At 34.9% G+C, this 17,902-nt stretch carries 22 protein-coding genes and 1 pseudogene; 17 read left to right on the top strand and 6 right to left on the bottom strand.

Annotated elements, in window-relative coordinates; genetic code table 11:
• Positions 1-50 precede the first annotated feature (50 nt).
• Both HMPREF0391_RS06120 and HMPREF0391_RS06125 read right to left on the bottom strand, forming a co-directional pair.
• Complete coding sequence (locus HMPREF0391_RS06120) at positions 51-263, bottom strand: hypothetical protein (RefSeq protein WP_002836093.1); 213 nt, start codon at positions 261-263, stop codon at positions 51-53.
• A 60-nt stretch (positions 264-323) separates the two neighbouring features.
• On the bottom strand, positions 324-875 hold the full coding sequence (locus tag HMPREF0391_RS06125) for a hypothetical protein (protein ID WP_002836095.1): 552 nt from the start codon (positions 873-875) through the stop codon (positions 324-326).
• A gap of 844 nt (positions 876-1,719) precedes the next feature.
• Between HMPREF0391_RS06125 and HMPREF0391_RS06130 the strand changes: the two genes are divergently transcribed.
• Positions 1,720-3,903, top strand: a complete 2,184-nt coding sequence (locus tag HMPREF0391_RS06130; protein ID WP_002836096.1) for a DUF5633 domain-containing protein — start codon at positions 1,720-1,722, stop codon at positions 3,901-3,903.
• A 110-nt stretch (positions 3,904-4,013) separates the two neighbouring features.
• Here HMPREF0391_RS06130 and HMPREF0391_RS06135 read toward each other — a convergent pair whose 3' ends face one another.
• A complete protein-coding gene (locus HMPREF0391_RS06135) occupies positions 4,014-4,469 on the bottom strand; it encodes a hypothetical protein (RefSeq protein ID WP_002836098.1) in 456 nt (151 codons plus the stop codon).
• 238 nt (positions 4,470-4,707) lie between these two features.
• Here HMPREF0391_RS06135 and HMPREF0391_RS06140 point away from each other — a divergent pair, with 238 nt between their 5' ends.
• On the top strand, positions 4,708-5,247 hold the full coding sequence (locus HMPREF0391_RS06140) for a sigma-70 family RNA polymerase sigma factor (RefSeq protein WP_035109438.1): 540 nt from the start codon (positions 4,708-4,710) through the stop codon (positions 5,245-5,247).
• Between the two features lie 165 nt (positions 5,248-5,412).
• Positions 5,413-6,456, top strand: a complete 1,044-nt coding sequence (locus tag HMPREF0391_RS06145) for a Fic family protein (protein WP_002836100.1) — start codon at positions 5,413-5,415, stop codon at positions 6,454-6,456.
• A gap of 50 nt (positions 6,457-6,506) precedes the next feature.
• On the opposite strand, the gene HMPREF0391_RS06150 is transcribed toward HMPREF0391_RS06145, so the two are convergent.
• Both HMPREF0391_RS06150 and HMPREF0391_RS06155 read right to left on the bottom strand, forming a co-directional pair.
• The gene (locus HMPREF0391_RS06150) at positions 6,507-7,571 is read right to left on the bottom strand and encodes a methyltransferase domain-containing protein (protein ID WP_002836101.1); all 1,065 of its coding nucleotides are present in this window, start codon (positions 7,569-7,571) and stop codon (positions 6,507-6,509) included.
• Between the two features lie 37 nt (positions 7,572-7,608).
• Entirely contained in the window at positions 7,609-8,445 is an 837-nt protein-coding gene (locus HMPREF0391_RS06155) for an MIP/aquaporin family protein (RefSeq protein WP_002836102.1), read from the bottom strand.
• 159 nt (positions 8,446-8,604) lie between these two features.
• Here HMPREF0391_RS06155 and HMPREF0391_RS06160 point away from each other — a divergent pair, with 159 nt between their 5' ends.
• Positions 8,605-9,567: a GNAT family N-acetyltransferase gene (locus tag HMPREF0391_RS06160; RefSeq protein ID WP_002836103.1), complete on the top strand. Its 963-nt coding sequence runs from the start codon at positions 8,605-8,607 to the stop codon at positions 9,565-9,567.
• Positions 9,568-9,663: 96 nt separating this feature from the next.
• Positions 9,664-11,004, top strand: a pseudogene (locus tag HMPREF0391_RS06165) (MATE family efflux transporter).
• A gap of 80 nt (positions 11,005-11,084) precedes the next feature.
• Here HMPREF0391_RS06165 and HMPREF0391_RS06170 read toward each other — a convergent pair.
• Entirely contained in the window at positions 11,085-11,618 is a 534-nt protein-coding gene (locus tag HMPREF0391_RS06170; protein WP_002836106.1) for an HdeD family acid-resistance protein, read from the bottom strand.
• A gap of 773 nt (positions 11,619-12,391) precedes the next feature.
• On the opposite strand from HMPREF0391_RS06170, the gene rpsJ reads away from it, so the two are divergent.
• From rpsJ to rplN, 12 genes are all read left to right on the top strand, one after another.
• Entirely contained in the window at positions 12,392-12,700 is a 309-nt protein-coding gene (gene rpsJ / locus HMPREF0391_RS06175) for a 30S ribosomal protein S10 (RefSeq protein ID WP_002836107.1), read from the top strand.
• Between the two features lie 75 nt (positions 12,701-12,775).
• On the top strand, positions 12,776-13,405 hold the full coding sequence (rplC, locus tag HMPREF0391_RS06180; protein ID WP_002836108.1) for a 50S ribosomal protein L3: 630 nt from the start codon (positions 12,776-12,778) through the stop codon (positions 13,403-13,405).
• Positions 13,406-13,420: 15 nt separating this feature from the next.
• Positions 13,421-14,044 (top strand): 50S ribosomal protein L4, encoded by a 624-nt coding sequence (gene rplD / locus HMPREF0391_RS06185; protein WP_002836109.1) that lies wholly within the window; start codon positions 13,421-13,423, stop codon positions 14,042-14,044.
• Complete coding sequence (gene rplW / locus HMPREF0391_RS06190) at positions 14,044-14,334, top strand: 50S ribosomal protein L23 (protein ID WP_002836110.1); 291 nt, start codon at positions 14,044-14,046, stop codon at positions 14,332-14,334. Before rplD ends, rplW begins: the two co-directional genes overlap by 1 nt.
• A gap of 16 nt (positions 14,335-14,350) precedes the next feature.
• On the top strand, positions 14,351-15,181 hold the full coding sequence (gene rplB, locus HMPREF0391_RS06195) for a 50S ribosomal protein L2 (protein ID WP_002836111.1): 831 nt from the start codon (positions 14,351-14,353) through the stop codon (positions 15,179-15,181).
• Between the two features lie 12 nt (positions 15,182-15,193).
• Complete coding sequence (rpsS, locus tag HMPREF0391_RS06200; protein WP_002836113.1) at positions 15,194-15,478, top strand: 30S ribosomal protein S19; 285 nt, start codon at positions 15,194-15,196, stop codon at positions 15,476-15,478.
• Between the two features lie 17 nt (positions 15,479-15,495).
• A complete protein-coding gene (gene rplV, locus HMPREF0391_RS06205; RefSeq protein ID WP_002836114.1) occupies positions 15,496-15,834 on the top strand; it encodes a 50S ribosomal protein L22 in 339 nt (112 codons plus the stop codon).
• An 11-nt stretch (positions 15,835-15,845) separates the two neighbouring features.
• Positions 15,846-16,580, top strand: a complete 735-nt coding sequence (gene rpsC / locus HMPREF0391_RS06210) for a 30S ribosomal protein S3 (protein ID WP_002836115.1) — start codon at positions 15,846-15,848, stop codon at positions 16,578-16,580.
• A 21-nt stretch (positions 16,581-16,601) separates the two neighbouring features.
• Positions 16,602-17,045, top strand: a complete 444-nt coding sequence (rplP, locus tag HMPREF0391_RS06215) for a 50S ribosomal protein L16 (protein WP_002836117.1) — start codon at positions 16,602-16,604, stop codon at positions 17,043-17,045.
• Positions 17,035-17,241: a 50S ribosomal protein L29 gene (gene rpmC / locus HMPREF0391_RS06220; protein WP_002836118.1), complete on the top strand. Its 207-nt coding sequence runs from the start codon at positions 17,035-17,037 to the stop codon at positions 17,239-17,241. The genes rplP and rpmC overlap by 11 nt, the downstream gene beginning before the upstream one ends.
• 5 nt (positions 17,242-17,246) lie before the next feature.
• Entirely contained in the window at positions 17,247-17,501 is a 255-nt protein-coding gene (gene rpsQ / locus HMPREF0391_RS06225; protein ID WP_002836119.1) for a 30S ribosomal protein S17, read from the top strand.
• Positions 17,502-17,525: 24 nt separating this feature from the next.
• A complete protein-coding gene (gene rplN, locus HMPREF0391_RS06230) occupies positions 17,526-17,894 on the top strand; it encodes a 50S ribosomal protein L14 (RefSeq protein WP_002836120.1) in 369 nt (122 codons plus the stop codon).
• The last annotated feature ends 8 nt before the right edge of the window (positions 17,895-17,902 follow it).

Genomic DNA, 17,902 nt, shown 5'->3' on the forward strand with positions numbered 1-17,902 from the left:
ATACTTTATCACACACAAAAATCCCTTGCCATACGACAAGGGATTGATTATTATAATTTACTTCTATCGTTATCTGAGTTCATCAACAATTGATAAACTTGAATTTCTCCGATTAACTTTAATTCTTCAAAACCACGGCGGCGAAGTTCGTCACGATCGTGTTCGTCTTCGTAATTTGCATCTGTTTTGAAATAATTTTCCAAAATCTCTGACACTTTTTCCTTATTATTCGCGTTTTTAAGTACTTCTTCTCTAATATACATAACATACCTCCTACAATTGTTGTTATCTTACATATATTTATACCCCAAAAACATACAAATCTATCTTATAATATTAACTCCGTCTTCCACAAAGTATTTCAAATCACAATCGCTCAACAATCCATTCATCCACGCACGACGAAACTCATCGTAAACTTCAGAAGATTCTCCGTAGATGTAATATTGTTCGTGCACATCAATTCTCTTAATCCAACGGAACTCTCCACCATTTGATTCCACCGGCAAATTCGCCATATCACAAGGCATCCCATCCAAGAATTTATCGGACATAAATTGGAACGCATCAGAAGCATCGCCCGAGAAATCTTCCTTCGCACCAAAATCATACGCGATTTTAAGAGCATCTTCAAGCTTATCTTCTTTTTTCAGCTCACTTAAAATCTTCGCCAAATTATCCTCGACGATTCCAACTCTCACCTGCAACCATCCGTGAATATTGTCCGTGTCAATCAAATCCTCCAACGCTCCACGTTCAATATTTTTCAAATCAACATTTTCATCCAACAACTCACTCATCTTGCGTGTAATCTCGTCAACGTAATTTATCTTATCGAACATTATATAATGAATTTTTCCTAAAAATCTTGACATGTAATCCCTCCATTTTTTGATTATATTATACTGGTAAGAGTTACAATAATCCGTAACCGTTGTTACAGGATATAATTAAATGGAAAAGGAAAATTCGTAGAATTAGCTCGTAAAACAAATAAAATTTGAAAATTCACACACAAAAAATCAAATTCAAAACATTTTAAAATAATAAAAAAACAAAATATTGCAACAATATTTTAAGTGAACACAATAAGTGATTAAAAACACAAGAAATGTACTACATATTGACATCGAAACAAAAAATATTGAATAACAAATTGCATAACTATTCTGCAAAATATATACGCAAAAAGATTTTTGTAAACTTATTGTAATATTTGAAATTATATAGTATAATGAGCATAAGTCGATATAGTAATGTGATAAAGGAAACTTTATGAATAGCAAAAGATTGGATAATTATTAACGAATATTCAGTTTTGAGAATGTGTAATAAGTTTTAGGTTAATTAATGAAACAAAACTTAACACTGTTATATTTAACAAATATAATAATGTTTTCATATAATCACAACAAGACACATGATTCTAACTACTAGAAATAGTAGCTACAATAAAGGTAGGCACTGAACTTACCGAACCTAACGCTTGTGGACATTGTTCTTGGGAAATTTTGGACAGTGGACGAATCAAGAACACCATTAATTAAATTGGTGAAGTTCGATTGTTGATCACCCTTTTTGGGTAAACAATAACTAAGGAATGGCAATATATTTGCTTGGAAACGAATTTGATTTAAATAGCATTGAATGCAAAAAAATTTAAAAGGAGGAGACAAATTCCACCCTTATTAGAAGGGAAGTTTCCATTGTCATGATATTATGAAAATTAATAAGAAATTATTAATGGCTGCACTTGCAGGTGCAATTGTAGTAACAGGTGGAGTAGGATCTTACGCAGCTGATGAACCTATTGATCTTGAAAAACTTGAAGAAAAAAGGGATAAAGAAAATGTAGGAAATTTACCAAAATTCGATAATGAAGTTAAAGATGGTTCAGAAAATCCAATGGCTAAATATCCAGATTTCGATGATGAAGCCAGTACAAGATTTGAAACAGAAAACAATGAATTTGAAGAAAAAAAAGTTGTTTCTGATAACTTTTTTGATCAATCAGAACATCCGTTTGTAGAAAATAAAGAAGAAACACCAGAAACACCAGAAACTGATTCAGAAGAAGAAGTAACAATCAAAGCTAACCTAATCTTTGCAAATGGAAGCACACAAACTGCAGAATTCAAAGGAACATTTGAAAAAGCAACATCAGAAGCTTATGCGTATGCAGATACTTTGAAGAAAGACAATGGAGAATATACTGTAGATGTTGCAGATAAAGGTTATACTTTAAATATTAAATTTGCTGGAAAAGAAAAAACACCAGAAGAACCAAAAGAAGAAGTTACTATTAAAGCAAACTTAATCTATGCAGATGGAAAAACACAAACAGCAGAATTCAAAGGAACATTTGAAGAAGCAACAGCAGAAGCATACAGATATGCAGATGCATTAAAGAAGGACAATGGAGAATATACAGTAGACGTTGCAGATAAAGGTTATACTTTAAATATTAAATTTGCTGGAAAAGAAAAAACACCAGAAGAACCAAAAGAAGAAGTTACTATTAAAGCAAACTTAATCTATGCAGATGGAAAAACACAAACAGCAGAATTCAAAGGAACATTTGAAGAAGCAACAGCAGAAGCATACAGATATGCTGACTTATTAGCAAAAGAAAATGGTAAATATACAGTAGACGTTGCAGATAAAGGTTATACTTTAAATATTAAATTTGCTGGAAAAGAAAAAACACCAGAAGAACCAAAAGAAGAAGTTACTATTAAAGCAAACTTAATCTATGCAGATGGAAAAACTCAAACAGCAGAGTTCAAAGGAACATTTGCAGAAGCAACAGCAGAAGCATACAGATACGCTGACTTATTAGCAAAAGAAAATGGTAAATATACAGCAGACTTAGAAGATGGTGGATACACTATTAATATTAGATTTGCAGGTAAGAAAGTTGACGAAAAACCAGAAGAAAAAGAACAAGTAACAATTAAAGAAAATATATATTTTGAAGATGGAACAGTACAAACTGCAACATTTAAAGGAACATTTGCAGAAGCGACAGCAGAAGCATACAGATATGCAGATTTGTTATCAAAAGAACATGGTAAATACACAGCAGACTTGGAAGATGGTGGATACACTATCAACATTAGATTTGCTGGAAAAGAAGAACCAGAAGAAACACCAGAAAAACCAGAAGTACAAGACGGATATGCATCATACGAAGAAGCTGAAGCAGCAGCTAAAGAAGCTTTGAAAAATGATGATGTAAATAAATCATATACTATTAGACAAGGTGCAGATGGAAGATATTACTATGTATTATCACCAGTAGAAGCTGAAGAAGAAAAACCAGAAGCACAAAATGGATATGCAACATACGAAGAAGCAGAAGCAGCAGCTAAGAAAGCTTTGGAAAATGATCCAATCAATAAATCTTACAGCATAAGACAAGGTGCAGATGGAAGATACTACTATGTATTATCACCAGTAGAAGCTGAAACTCCTGAAAAACCAGTAGAACCATCAGAACCATCAACACCAGATGTACCATCAAACCCATCAAATCCATCAACACCAGATGTTCCATCAACTCCTGATGTACCATCAAATCCTTCAACTCCAGAAGTTCCTTCAAACCCATCAACTCCTGGTAATGAAGAAAAACCTGGTAACGAACAAAAACCTGGTAACGAACAAAAACCTGGTAACGAACAAAAACCTGGTAATGAACAAAAACCTGGTAATGAACAAAAACCAGACCAACCTTCAAAACCAGAAAAAGAAGAAAATGGTAAGGGTGGAGTAGATTCTCCAAAGAAAAAAGAAAAAGCTGCATTACCAAAAGCTGGTAGCGAAGCTGAAATCTTAACATTAGCAGCAGCTTCATTATCAAGCGTTGCAGGTGCTTTCATTTCACTTAAAAAACGTAAATAATTAATCTTAGATAAAAAATAGATTAATCTAAAAAAATGGGACTTTTATAAGTCCCATTTTTGATTGCAATGAAACTGATACAAAAAATGTATCAGTTTTTTCATTTACGCTTATTTTCCTGTGAGTATGTCCAAGTTTGTCGTATAATCATCTATCAAAAGCCTGGCGAGTTTCGCTTTTTGGATTTTGTCTTCGATGCTTTTCTTGGATTCTAGTGTTGTGATTTTTTGATTATTCGCAAGTATTATGTGTCCTGTTGTTATTTCTTCGATGGATTCGATGTTGAACAGTCCATAACTTCCGTCGTTTTTGGATATTGGTTTTCTGACTTTGATCATGCAGTACGTTCCGTTTTTAAAACAAATAGGAGGATTTTTGGTTATGTTCAAGGATTTTTTGATTAATTTCTTGGCCTCTGTGATGTCTATTAATTGGTTGCGGGCGATTTTTTTGATGCAGCAATCCAATGAACAATAATTGGTAGTGGTGAAATCATTAAAATAAAGTTTGACTGCATTGCCGATATTGTCTACGTATATCGGAATGATTGCTTGTAATTGTTTCATTGATTCTCCTTTTATTTTATGATAATTTTATTATAACAGAACATACGTTCTTATTCAAGCGTTTTCAATTTGAATTTACAATGAATTGGTTTGTTTTGTGAAGAATGATGATGATTTTTTACAAAATAGTCGAATAGTTCACGCTATTACTATCTGTTTTGGTGTGGTTTTACGTTTTATTCTTGATTAATAAAATCTTCTTATCGATTGTAAAATTGAGTAAAAGGAGATGGAAATCATGAATTTTGAAGAGATAGATTATATTGTGAACAACAAAATTTTGAATGATAAGAGAATTTACAAGGCTTTTGAGCCGTTGATTATTAGTAGTATCAAAAAATATTATGATAGGGCGGATATTTTTGAGGAGCTTGTGGATGATGGCAAGACTGAGATTATGTATGCGATTATGGAGTATGATGCTTCGAAGAAGGTTCCGTTCAATTATTATTTGAAGCAGAGGTTGAGGTTTTTCTATTTGAAGAAGAATCCTAGAAGAAGTGTTTCGTCGTTGAATTATACTAATGAGGATGGAGATGAGGTGATGAATTTGATTGAATCTGATGAGAATATCGAACAGGATTTTGAGGATAGGTTGGAGATTAAAAAGCTTTATGAGAAGGTGCGTAAGCTTCCGGAAAAGCAACAGAAGATTATTTATGAGAATTTTCTTCGTGAAAAAAGTGCGAGGGAGATTTGCAAAGAATTGAATATGAAACAGTCCACTTTCTACAACACGAGAAGCAAGGCGTTGGAGAATTTGCGCAAGATGTATTGAGCTTTGGGTGTGGAGTGGGTGGGTTAATATATATGGAATGTGTTTATTATCTCGCCATGTTGGATTTATCTACGCCAAATTGATAAAAATGGCGAGAAAAATCTCGCCAATATTGATTTATCTACGCCATTTATGATATAATGGCGAGAAAGATGGTGAGAATGCATGAGAGAGTTTGATTATTCAAAATTATTAAATCTAAATATTTCTGCTAATATGTACGATTTGATATCAAAAATTTACGAATATAAAGGCAAACAGGAACTTTATGTAGCTAATTTTTCGGACGTGCTTGAAAAGATGGTGGAGGTTGCGAAGATTCAGTCGACAAAATCATCTAATGCAATCGAAGGAATTTCTACAAATGATAGTAGATTAGAAGAGTTAATGAACAAAAAAAGTGAACCTAGGAATAGAAATGAAGAGGAAATATACGGATATAGGGAAGTGCTTGATATTATCCACGAAAATTATGCAAATATAGAATTAACCAAGAATAATATTTTGACTTTGCATAGTAGGCTGTATTATTACTCTTCAGAAAATCATAAAGGGAAATTCAAAACTATTGATAATAGCATTGTGGAAACAAATGCATTTGGGGAGAAAAAAATAAGGTTTCAGCCGGTATCTGCGTTTGAAACAGAAAATTATATTGATAAGATGATAGGTGCTTATGATGAAGCGGTAAAATTAAAAGTACCACCGTTGTTGCTAATTCCAGCTGTGGTGCATGATTTTCTGTGTATTCATCCTTTTTATGATGGAAATGGCAGAATGTCAAGGTTGTTGACGCTTTTACTTTTATACAAAAATGGTTTCTTTGTAGGGAAATATATTTCCTTGGAAATGATAATTGAGGATACCAAGGACATGTATTATGAACAATTACAAGCATCAAGCGAGAATTGGCATTCTGGAGAAAATGACGAGTTGCCATTTATAAAATATATGTTATCGGTTATTTACAAGGCATATGTTGAGTGTGATGAGAGATTCAGACTTATAGGAGAGAAATCTTTGACATCTGCTGAGAGAATCATGAAGGTTTTCGAAAAAAATCTAAAACCATTGTCAAAGTCTGATATAGTTATACTATGTCCCGACATTTCACAGAGAACTATTGAAAGATCCTTAAAAGAATTAAAAGACACACATTTAATCAAACAAATAGGCAGTGGAAGAGCAACTAAATATATCAAAGCGTGATGTTGGCGCAATCAAAAAAGCTGTGAGTTTTCTCACAGCTTTTGCTTTTGTTAGCAGCAGCAAGATCCGCCGTCGCAGCCACAGTCGTCTGCAGCAGGTGCGCCTGCATCGCCGCAACCGTCGAACAAGCCAAAGTGTTTGCTTCTGTCTCCGACTACGTCAAAGTATTTTCCGAATCTTGTATCTTGTACCATTGCACAGCTGTTTCCACATACTGCCATTGGTAAATCTACGAAAAATCTGTGGTGGTCGTCAAGGTCGAAGTAGTGTTCGCTTCCTAATATTCCTCCACGATATGTCGCAAATTGTCCGTATTGTTCACATTTATCTTCAATAATTCCTGGTAATTTTATTGCTCTGACTGTTCTTGAAGTGAAGTTTACGTTGCCTACTAATTCTTCTATTTTTCTATTTTCTATAGGTGCTTTTGTAATCTTAGTGTATCTGAAATCTTCCCAGCCGATTTTTCTTAGAAGTCTTCTGAAATCTTCAACATACATTGCTCCCGCTAAACATTCACCACGTAATACAGAGTTTTGGTAAATTTCATCAGAAACTCTTCTGTCAGCGAAAATGTCTGAGAAGTACAATTCTCCACCTTTTTTCAAAACTCTCCACACTTCTTTGAACACTTCTTCCTTGAATGGAGAAAGGTTGATAACGCAGTTACTGATTACAACATCAACAGATTCATCTTCTATTCCTATAGATTTCAAATCTTCAATGTAACCTTTTTTAAATTCTACGTTTGATTTCTTGTAGCCAAATTTTTCAGCCATTTGATCTTGATATTTCTTAGCAAAATCCAATTGATCATCTGTCATGTCGACGCCGATTACTTTTCCGTTTTCACCGACTAATTTAGAAGCGACATACACATCGACCCCTGTTCCACATCCCAAATCCAACACAGTACATCCTTCAAGTGCTGACGGAATTGGAGAGCCACAACCGTAAAATCTTTTCAAAATTTCAGGATTTATCATTCCTCTTATTTTCTTGATATAAAGTGGCATAGTGTCTGAACAGCTACAGATTTGTGTTTGCATTTGTCCTTCTTTTTCTGTAGTTATGTTGCTATAATATTCTGATACTTGCTTTCTAATGTCTTCCATAAATACCTCCTATTGTTACTCTAATATTATTATATCATTAATTGCAACCGCAACTATTTTTTGAGTTTTGCATTGGTTCGATTACTTTTGTAAAGAAAATCGCTGCAAGTCCTGCCCCGATTAGTGGTGCAAGTACATAAACTATGAATGCATCCATTGTGAATGCGATGTTTTTCCATCCAACAAAATACGCCACGATTCTTGGGCCGAAATCTCTCGCTGGATTAAGTCCTGCATCAGTCATAGGTCCAATTGTACAGATCAACACTGATACTGTTAGACCGATGAATAATGGGAAAATATCATCGCTTGGTCTACCTACGTTACAACCTTCAGTCATTGAGAAAATAATCATAACCAAAATGAAAACTCCAAGTGCCTCTGCGAAAGCCGCAACAGGCATGCTGATTACGCCGTTTGCTGTGTTAGGGAACACTTCACACCAGATACTTGATGCTGGTGTTGCCACATCCATTGTCAAGTTGGCAGCATCCAAGCTTTTCTTCACAGAATCTGCAAAGAACACCCACAATGCACTAGCTGCTAAGATAGCCCCAACAAATTGACCTAGTATGTATACAGGGAAATTCTTCCATGAACATCTTTTGGAAACGCACATTGCAAAAGTAACTGCAGGGTTGAAGTGCGCACAAGACAAGTTTCTAGTAGCGTAAATCGCAATAGCGATTGCAAGACCCCACACGATACCAACTTGGAATGGACCAGTGTGCGCTTGGTACAATGTAGCTGTGGCTACAGATCCAATTCCTAAAAAGCACATCAAAAATGTACCGATAACTTCTCCTGTAAATCCTTGCATGAGGCTTTCTTTCGTCACGACTTCGCAACAGCAATTGTTTTCTTCTGAACTCATTAGTTCACCTCCAGAAATTATTTAACGATAAATACTATCGTGATTTAATTATAAATTATAAAATATAACTAGTCAACGAAATTGATAACTTTCTATCTTAAAAGTGGTTAGTGCAAAGAAAAATAATGTGCTATTATATATAAAAAGGAATGTGCAATTATGAAAACTGACAAAATGATTTTAAGAAAATTTACGATAAATGACGCAGTCAAAATGTATGAAAACTGGGCAAGTGACAGCAGAGTTACGAAGTTTTTGACATGGGAGCCTCACACATCAATCCACCAAACTGAAAGTATAATTAAACAATGGATAAATGACGACAAGGATGTGTACTTTGCGATTTGCAACACAAACGATGAAAACATCGGCTGCATATCTGCATCATTAATCAAAGAAAATCCAAAAACTTACGCTATTGGCTACTGCTTGGCATACGTTTATTGGTCACAGGGAATAATGACTGAGTCTTTGAAACTGATGATAAAATATTTATTTGAAGAAAAAAACGCCGTAAGAGTTGAAGCCACACACGACAGGAGAAACTCTGCAAGTGGCAAGGTTATGATGAATGCAAACATGAAATACGAAGGATGCCTTAGAAAATCAGCCGCAAACAACCAAGGTGTTGCAGATTCTTGCATGTATTCTATGATTGACGAAGACTACGAATGTGATTTTGTGATTCCTGAATACGATGAGTTGAATTTCAGAGAAAAGTTGTTGGCAGATGAAAACACGATGAGTTTCAACGAAAAATACGGTGGAGCTATTGATTTTCCAGAAGACAAATGGCAAAGTTGGTATGACAAATGGATAAATTCTGACGACAGATTTTACTATTACATTATGGGTCATAACAAGCCTCTCGGAGAATGTTGTATATATAAGGAAGATGATAGGTGGATTTGCAGTTTAATTGTAAAAGACGAATACAGAAACAATGGCTACGGGAAAAGAGCGTTGATGTTTTTGATTGATTTGGCAAAAAAATTGGACATAGATGAGCTTTACGATAATATTGGTATAGGCAATCCTTCGTTGAATTTGTTTTTGAGCTGTAGATTTGAAGTTGTATATACTAATGAAGAATATTCAACTGTGAGAATTAAGACACGCTAACTTGTATTAATTTTTTGCTAGTAGTATGATGTAGTATATAATTTTATTTTTAGATTGAGTATTAGAATTAGATTGAACGATAGAATGGATGATTAAATGAAGAATAAGAATTTTTACAAAAGAGCAATACAGGTGGCGTGGCCGTCGGTGTTGGAGAGCTTTTTCATTGCACTTGCGGGGATTATCGACACGTATATGGTGTCGTCGATTGGAAGTTCTGCAGTCGCAGCAGTAGGTCTTACAACACAACCCAAATTCATAGCATTAGCGATATTTTTCTCCATAAACATTGCTACGTCGGCACTTGTTGCCAGACGTCTTGGCGAAGAAGACAAGGAAGGAGCGAACAGGATACTTGTCACAGCGATTATCATGGGGCTTGTGCTAACGGTTGTGATAAGCACTGTGATGGTGTATTTCTCGGATAGCATTCTGAGACTTGCCGGAAGTAACTCAGACACGCATACTGATGCGCTGAATTATTTCAGAATAATCATGGGCGGAATGATTTTCTCCGTAGTGAGCATGGCGATAAATGCAGCGCAAAGAGGAAGCGGCAACACTAGAATAGCGTTCACGACTAACTTGGTGTCAAGCATTGTCAATATATTTTTCAATTACTGATTGATAGGTGGTAATTTGGGTTTTCCGAAAATGGGAGTTTCTGGAGCGGCACTTGCGACGGTACTTGGAACAGTCGTAAGTAGCATTATGTGCATCAGATCGCTTTTCAGAAAAGATGGTTTCGTACAAATCAAATACATTTTCAAGAAGAAAATCAAGCCAACAGTTGAAGTATTCACAAGTATCGTCAAACTTGGAACCAATTTGTTCGTTGAAAATATAGCCATGAGAATAGGGTTCTTGACAACGGCGTTGATGGCAGCGGGACTTGGAACGGACACATTTGCAGCACATAACGTAGGGATGAATCTGCTTAGCATTTGCTTTGCGTTTGCAGACGGAATGCAAGTCGCAGCAGTTGTTCTAACGGGATCAAGCCTTGGCGCTGGTAAGAAAGAAAACGCGAAGATTTACGGCAAAGTCTGCCAACGAATCGGGCTTATGATATCTCTTGTATTGTCTGTGATATTGTTGTTATTTGGAAAAGGAATATTCCATTTGTTCTTCGACAAACTATCCATCATAGAAACTGGAGAAATCATCGCAAGATTCATCACGGTAATAGTCCTTCTACAAATCTCACAAATCATCTACGGAGGATGTCTAAGATCGGCAGGAGATGTAAAATACACACTCATCTCTTCAATTATAAGTGTAACAATCATAAGAACAGCAGTAACATACATCCTTGTATCTGTGTTTGAAATGGGAATCGTGGGAATATGGCTAGGAATCTTCTCCGACCAATTCTCCAGATACATGTTCAACTCGATCAGATTCAGACAAGGAAAATGGGTTAACATTAAAATATAAAAAATCGTCTCGTTTTGATATGTACCATCCTTACTGGATGACCCGGTAAAGATGGTGCACATCATTTTGAGACGATTTTTTTAATACTCATGTTCAAAAGCATATGCAATATATTTAACGCCAGATATTGTCAAATACATTCCAATTAAAAATACAACCGTAAAAGATGCTCTTAAAGGGTTATACAACATCATAATTCCGAGAATTAAAGTAATAATATTAATTATGATATTGAGGTGATAAAGTCTACCTGGAACAAACCTTAGATATCTTCCAAAGCTAATATCGTTGATTGAATCGATAATAAACCAAATCGAGAACACATACGGAATGATCGATACAGCGGATTTGACATTAAAAACAAGAATGAGTCCAAGTATTATATCTATTATGCTTATCCAAAAGAATGATTTTATGTTCAGTCTTGTAAAATCTTTTATCTGTTTATAAATAAAAACTCCACCTACGCCTTTAACAATCTCAATTATTCCAAAATAAATCACCAGACTCGCTAAGCTGGCATATGGATTTTTAAAAGCTATGAATGAAACTATAATAAAACAAATACCTGTAATAAGAGAAATCCAATCAACTGATTTCTTTTCTTCTACCATACTAACACCTCCTTAAATTGTTGATATACTTTATATACCCAGATTTAAAGAATATTATTCACTAAATATTAAGAAAATTATTAACAACACTTTGTTGAAAGTTAAAACGAAAATTGTTGGATGAAAATTTGTCGCAAGTTAAAACGAAAAATGTTACCGAAAATTACTGACGACACTTCTTAGCAATAAAAACAAAAATAGTTTTAGCTAAGAATATCATTCGTAAAAAATAATCACAAATTCTAGCGAAGTGAACCGTGAAAAAATCTCACTCGTGCCAGAGCGAAGCTCGCACTTGAGATTTTAGGTTCACAAGCTTTGAATTTGTTTATTTTTGGAGACAGATATTCGTGCTAAATTATTTTTGCTTTTGATGTACGCCCAGCAAGTCAAAAAATCCGTAAATTATCTGGAAAATTTCCCTCAAAACTCATTTTATTCCGCGCCCTTTTATTATATAATAAGGAAGGAAGTAATAATTTAAAAAAATATTGAAAATTTTACAAAAAAACTTCAAAAAGGTGTTGACATTGTTGTGTAGACAATGTATAATACCAGTTGTGCCTAAAGTTAGTAAGCGTAGAAGTGGAAGGTTGCTCGGGAAACGTGATTAATCTTCCGAGGTAATTTTCACCGAGAAGTCCTACTGGATTAGGGCGATGGGTTAAACTTTTTAAAAAAGTTTTTTAAATTTTAGGTCACTGTACACCCGGAAGGGTGTATGAACATAACCCAGCAAGACGCTTCTTCAAAAATATAGAGGAGGTGCCTAAATGGCAAATCAAAAAATCAGAATCAGACTAAGAGCTTATGATCACGAATTAATCGATCAATCAGCTCAAAAAATCGTTGAGGCAGCTAAGAGAACTGACGTTAAAGTTTCAGGTCCTATTCCGTTGCCAACAGAAAAAGAAGTTATTACAATCTTAAGAGCTGTTCACAAGTACAAAGACTCAAGAGAACAATTCGAACAAAGAACACATAAGAGATTAATCGATATCATTAATCCTAACGCAAAGACATTGGAAGCGCTTAAAAAACTTAACCTTCCTGCCGGCGTAGATATCGAAATTAAACTTTAATCTTAGTATGATTGTAAAGCAATCCGCTGTAAGTAAAATTTTAATGTGGATATCACACTATAGGAGGTGTACTCAATGAAGAGTATTTTAGGTAAAAAAATCGGAATGACTCAAATCTTCAACGAAGATGGTAGTGTTGTTCCAGTAACTGTCATTGAAGCGGGTCCAATGGTTGTTACACAAATCAAAACTAAAGAAAAAGAAGGATATAACGCAATTCAAGTTGGTTACATCGAAAAGAAAGAAAAACATGTAAACCAACCAATGAGAGGTCATTTTGGCAAAGCAGGCGTTTCATTCAAGAAACACTTACAAGAGTTCAAAATAGGTGATGACCAACAATTCAACCTTGGAGATGAAATCAAATTAGATATCTTCCAAGACGGAGATGTTGTAGATGTTATCGGTATTTCAAAAGGTAAAGGAACTCAAGGTTCAATAGTTAGACACAACTATTCAAGAGGACCTATGGGACACGGTTCTAAATCACACAGAGTTGCAGGTGCAAGAAGTGCCGGATCTTATCCAGCAAGAGTTTTCAAAGGACGTAAAGGTTCTGGAAAGATGGGTCATGACCGTGTAACTGTTCAAAACTTGAAAATTGTTAAAGTTGACAATGAAAGAAACTTACTTCTTATTAAGGGAGCTGTTCCAGGAAACAAAGGTGGAGTAGTTACTGTTAGAGAAGCTATTAAGTCAAAATAGGAAGGAGGATGAAACATGCCTAAAGTTCAAATTTTAAACCAACAAGGAGAAAATGTTGGAGAATTAGAATTAAATGAAGCCATTTTCGGCGTTGATGTTAATGAGCACGTTGTTTACGAAGTAGTTAGAAATCAACTTGCTAATAAAAGACAAGGCACACAATCTGCTAAAACTCGTAGTGAGGTAAGAGGTGGAGGAAAGAAGCCTTGGAGACAAAAAGGTACAGGTAGAGCAAGACAAGGATCTATCAGATCTCCACAATGGAGAGGTGGTGGGGTAGTATTCGCTCCAAAACCTAGAGATTACAGCTATGCTGTTCCTAAGAAAGTTAGAAGACTTGCAATCAAATCAGTATTAACTGACAAAGTTAATGACAATGAAATGATCGTTTTAGATAAATTAAGCTTAGATGCTATTAGCACTAAAAAAGCTGTTGAAGTATTAAAGAATATTAAAGCAGACAAGAAAGCTTTAGTAGTTGTTGATAAAAATGATGATACACTTTACAGATCATTTAGAAACATTGAAAATGTAGCTATTTGTGAAGCTAGATTAATCAATGTATATGATTGTTTGAAATACAACTCATTAGTTATTACAACTGATGCTGTTAAAATTCTTGAGGAGGTGTTTCAATAATGAAATCACCATATGATATTATTTTGAAACCAATTATTTCTGAAGATTCTATGGAAAAAATGGAAGACAAGAAATATGTATTCAAAGTAGATAAAAATGCGAATAAAATAGAAATCAGAAACGCTATCGAAAAGATTTTTGATGTTAAAGTAAAATCTGTTAACACTATGAACGTTAAAGGAAAAGTTAAGAGAATGGGCGCTCACAGTGGTAAGAGATCTGATTGGAAGAAAGCTATAGTTGCATTAACAGAAGATTCAAAAGAAATTGAATTTTTCGAAGGAATGTAATTAAGGGGGTAAAAACATGGCAATAAAAAAATATAAACCGACTTCTGCCGGTGTACGTGGTATGAGTGTTTTATCATTTGATGAAATCACAAAAACTACTCCTGAAAAATCATTAACTGTTAGCTTGAACAAATCTGGCGGAAGAAACTCTTATGGTAGAGTAACTATTCGTCACAGAGGCGGCGGAGCTAAGAGAAAATATAGAATTATAGATTTTAAGAGAAATAAAGACGGTATCAAAGCTGTTGTTAAATCAATCGAATACGATCCAAACAGAACAGCAAATATCGCTTTGTTACAATATGAAGATGGTGAAAAGAGATACATCATTCAACCAGTAGGACTAAAAGTTGGAGATGTAGTTGAAAGTGGTCCAGACGTAGACATCGTTCCTGGTAATGCTCTTCCATTGAGAAACATTCCAGTAGGTACTACAGTTCACAACATCGAAATGAAAGTTGGCAAAGGAGCTCAATTAGTTAGAACAGCTGGTGCTGAAGCACAACTTATGGCTAAGGAAGGCAAATTTGCACAATTAAGATTACCATCAGGAGAATTCAGATTAATTCACCTTGACTGCAAAGCTACTGTAGGACAAGTTGGAAATATCTCTCACGAATTAGTTACAATCGGTAAAGCTGGACGTAACAGACACTTAGGTAAGAGACCTTACGTAAGAGGTTCAGCAATGAACCCAGTAGATCACCCTCACGGTGGTGGTGAAGGTAGAGCACCAATCGGTAGACCAGCTCCTTCAACTCCATGGGGTAAACCAGCACTTGGACTTAAGACTCGTAAGAAAAACAAAAAGTCTAATAAGTACATTGTAAGAAGAAGAAAGAAATAACGGAGGGATAGAATGAGTAGATCACTTAAAAAAGGACCTTTCTGCGATGAACACTTAATGAAGAAAGTGGAAGAACTTAACAAAAACGATGAAAAGAAGATCATTAAAACTTGGTCTCGTCGTTCTACAATATTCCCTAACTTCGTAGGTCACACAATTGCAGTTCACGATGGAAGAAAGCATGTGCCTGTTTATATTACTGACGATATGGTTGGTCATAAATTAGGAGAATTTGTTCCTACAAGAACATACAAAGGTCACATTAAAAACGAAAAAACGAGTAAGGTTCGTAATTAATATAAGGAGGTATGACAATGCAAGCTAAAGCTATAGCGAAATATGTACGTATTTCTCCTCTAAAAGTTAACTTTATATGCAAAGAAATTAGAGGTAAACAAGTTGATGAAGCCCTTGCTATATTGAAATTCACTCCTAAAAAAGGTGCTAGAATTTTAGAAAAAGTGCTAAATTCAGCAATTGCAAACGCAGAACACAATTTTGGATTAAACAGAGAAGATCTTTTTGTATCACAAGCATACGCTAATAATGCTCCAGTAATGAAAAGATGGAGACCAAAAGCTAAAGGAATGGCTTATCCAATCCTTAAAAGATCAAGTCATGTTGGCGTAGTTGTAGAAGAAAGAGAATTATAAGGAGGAGTCTGATGGGTCAAAAAGTTAATCCTAAAGGATTAAGAGTTGGTGTTATCAAAGACTGGGATTCAAGATGGTTTGCAGACAAAAAAGATTTTAGTGATTATTTAGTAGAAGATCACAAAATTCGTGAACTAATCAAGAAAGAATCTTTCAGCGCTGGTATTAGCAGTATAGCCATCGAAAGAGCATCAAACAAAATTAAAGTAACTATCAACACAGCTAAACCTGGTATGGTTATTGGCCGTCAAGGTGCTGGCGTTGAAGAATTAAAGAATAAATTAGAAAAATTAACAGGTAAAAAATTAATCATAAATGTAGAAGAAATTAAGTTCCAAGACTTAGATGCACAATTAGTTGCAGAAAACATCGCAAGTCAATTAGAAAGACGTATTTCTTTCAGACGTGCAATGAAACAAACAATGCAAAGAAGCATGAGAGCAGGAGCTTTGGGTATTAAGACTATGGTTTCTGGTAGACTTGGTGGAGCTGATATGGCAAGAAGCGAAGGATACAGCGAAGGAACTATTCCTCTTCAAACTCTAAGAGCCGCTATCGACTATGGTTTCGCAGAAGCGGATACAACTTATGGTAAGCTTGGTGTTAAAGTTTGGTTATACAAAGGTGAAATGTTACCTGGTATGACAGAAGAAGATTTACCTGTTTACAAAAACAAAAAAAACGACAAAAACAAAAAAAGAAGAAACAATAACAGAAAAGGTAAATCCCAAGCAGCTAAAAACTAATTTGAGAGGAGGAAATATTCTATGTTAATGCCTAAAAGAGTAAAATACCGTAGAGTTCACAGAGGCAGAATGAAAGGTAAAGCATTAAAAGGCAATACTTTAACTTACGGTGATTATGGTATACAAGCGTTAGGTTCTTGTTGGTTAACAGCTAATCAAATAGAAGCAGCACGTCGTGCGATGACAAGATATATAAAAAGAGGCGGTAACATCTGGATCAAAGTTTTCCCAGATAAGCCAGTGTCAAAGAAGCCTATCGGTATTCGTATGGGTTCAGGTAAAGGAGCTCCAGAATATTGGGTAGCAGTAATTAAACCAGGTAGAGTATTATTTGAAATGGCAGGTGTTCCTGAAGATGTAGCTCGTGAAGCTATGAGACTTGCTCAACACAAACTACCTATCAAAACTAAATTTATAGCTCGTGAAGAGTTCGGAGAAAAGGACGGTGAAGCTGATGAAAACTAAAGAAATTCGTAATCTATCAGATCAAGATTTACAAAAACAATTAGAACAATCTAAAAGTGAATTGTTTAATCTACGTTTTCAATTAGCTACTGGGCAATTAGAAAACCCTATGATGATAGGACTTGTAAAAAAAGATATAGCTCGCATTAAGACTATTATTAGAGAACGTGAGCTAAACATTGGTAAGGAGGCTTAACAATTATGGAAAGAAATATGAGAAAAACCATAGTTGGTATAGTTGTTTCAGATAAAATGGATAAGTCAATTGTTGTAGAAGTTAAAACACTTGTCAAAGATCCTAAATACGGTAAACAATTAAGAAAAACAACTAAATTTAAAGCACACGATGAAGAAAACATTGCTGGTATCGGCGATAAAGTTAAAATAATGGAAACAAGACCTCTTTCTAAGACAAAGAACTGGAGACTTGTAGAAGTTATAGAAAAAGCTAAGTAATTCTTATTACGAAAGGAGAATTTTATGATTCAACAAGAAAGTCGTTTGAGAGTTGCAGATAACTCTGGTGCAAAAGAACTACTAGTAATAAGAGTTTTAGGTGGTACTAAAAGAAAGTACGCAGCTATCGGAGACATCGTAGTTTGCTCAGTTAAATCTGCACAACCGGGCGGTATGGTTAAAAAAGGTGATGTAGTAAAAGCTGTTATCGTAAGAACAACTAAACCATTGGGAAGAGCTGATGGAAGTTACATCAGATTTGACGATAACGCAGCTGTAATTATAAAAGATGATAAAAATCCAGTGGGAACAAGAATTTTTGGTTCAGTAACTCGTGAATTGAGAGCCAATAACTTCATGAAAATAATCTCATTGGCACCTGAAGTATTATAATTGGAGGT

Origin of the sequence: Finegoldia magna ATCC 53516 (assembly GCF_000159695.1) — a bacterium.
GTDB classification, from domain to species: domain Bacteria; phylum Bacillota; class Clostridia; order Tissierellales; family Peptoniphilaceae; genus Finegoldia; species Finegoldia magna_F.

What these genes read in the sequence shown, in the direction of transcription:
- HMPREF0391_RS06120 (WP_002836093.1), bottom strand. Translation starts at nt 263, where the DNA reads ATGTATATTAGAGAAGAAGTACTTAAAAACGCGAATAATAAGGAAAAA.
- HMPREF0391_RS06125 (WP_002836095.1), bottom strand. Translation starts at nt 875, where the DNA reads ATGTCAAGATTTTTAGGAAAAATTCATTATATAATGTTCGATAAGATA.
- HMPREF0391_RS06130 (WP_002836096.1), top strand. Translation starts at nt 1,720, where the DNA reads ATGAAAATTAATAAGAAATTATTAATGGCTGCACTTGCAGGTGCAATT.
- HMPREF0391_RS06135 (WP_002836098.1), bottom strand. Translation starts at nt 4,469, where the DNA reads ATGAAACAATTACAAGCAATCATTCCGATATACGTAGACAATATCGGC.
- HMPREF0391_RS06140 (WP_035109438.1), top strand. Translation starts at nt 4,708, where the DNA reads ATGAATTTTGAAGAGATAGATTATATTGTGAACAACAAAATTTTGAAT.
- HMPREF0391_RS06145 (WP_002836100.1), top strand. Translation starts at nt 5,413, where the DNA reads ATGAGAGAGTTTGATTATTCAAAATTATTAAATCTAAATATTTCTGCT.
- HMPREF0391_RS06150 (WP_002836101.1), bottom strand. Translation starts at nt 7,571, where the DNA reads ATGGAAGACATTAGAAAGCAAGTATCAGAATATTATAGCAACATAACT.
- HMPREF0391_RS06155 (WP_002836102.1), bottom strand. Translation starts at nt 8,445, where the DNA reads ATGAGTTCAGAAGAAAACAATTGCTGTTGCGAAGTCGTGACGAAAGAA.
- HMPREF0391_RS06160 (WP_002836103.1), top strand. Translation starts at nt 8,605, where the DNA reads ATGAAAACTGACAAAATGATTTTAAGAAAATTTACGATAAATGACGCA.
- HMPREF0391_RS06170 (WP_002836106.1), bottom strand. Translation starts at nt 11,618, where the DNA reads ATGGTAGAAGAAAAGAAATCAGTTGATTGGATTTCTCTTATTACAGGT.
- rpsJ (WP_002836107.1), top strand. Translation starts at nt 12,392, where the DNA reads ATGGCAAATCAAAAAATCAGAATCAGACTAAGAGCTTATGATCACGAA.
- rplC (WP_002836108.1), top strand. Translation starts at nt 12,776, where the DNA reads ATGAAGAGTATTTTAGGTAAAAAAATCGGAATGACTCAAATCTTCAAC.
- rplD (WP_002836109.1), top strand. Translation starts at nt 13,421, where the DNA reads ATGCCTAAAGTTCAAATTTTAAACCAACAAGGAGAAAATGTTGGAGAA.
- rplW (WP_002836110.1), top strand. Translation starts at nt 14,044, where the DNA reads ATGAAATCACCATATGATATTATTTTGAAACCAATTATTTCTGAAGAT.
- rplB (WP_002836111.1), top strand. Translation starts at nt 14,351, where the DNA reads ATGGCAATAAAAAAATATAAACCGACTTCTGCCGGTGTACGTGGTATG.
- rpsS (WP_002836113.1), top strand. Translation starts at nt 15,194, where the DNA reads ATGAGTAGATCACTTAAAAAAGGACCTTTCTGCGATGAACACTTAATG.
- rplV (WP_002836114.1), top strand. Translation starts at nt 15,496, where the DNA reads ATGCAAGCTAAAGCTATAGCGAAATATGTACGTATTTCTCCTCTAAAA.
- rpsC (WP_002836115.1), top strand. Translation starts at nt 15,846, where the DNA reads ATGGGTCAAAAAGTTAATCCTAAAGGATTAAGAGTTGGTGTTATCAAA.
- rplP (WP_002836117.1), top strand. Translation starts at nt 16,602, where the DNA reads ATGTTAATGCCTAAAAGAGTAAAATACCGTAGAGTTCACAGAGGCAGA.
- rpmC (WP_002836118.1), top strand. Translation starts at nt 17,035, where the DNA reads ATGAAAACTAAAGAAATTCGTAATCTATCAGATCAAGATTTACAAAAA.
- rpsQ (WP_002836119.1), top strand. Translation starts at nt 17,247, where the DNA reads ATGGAAAGAAATATGAGAAAAACCATAGTTGGTATAGTTGTTTCAGAT.
- rplN (WP_002836120.1), top strand. Translation starts at nt 17,526, where the DNA reads ATGATTCAACAAGAAAGTCGTTTGAGAGTTGCAGATAACTCTGGTGCA.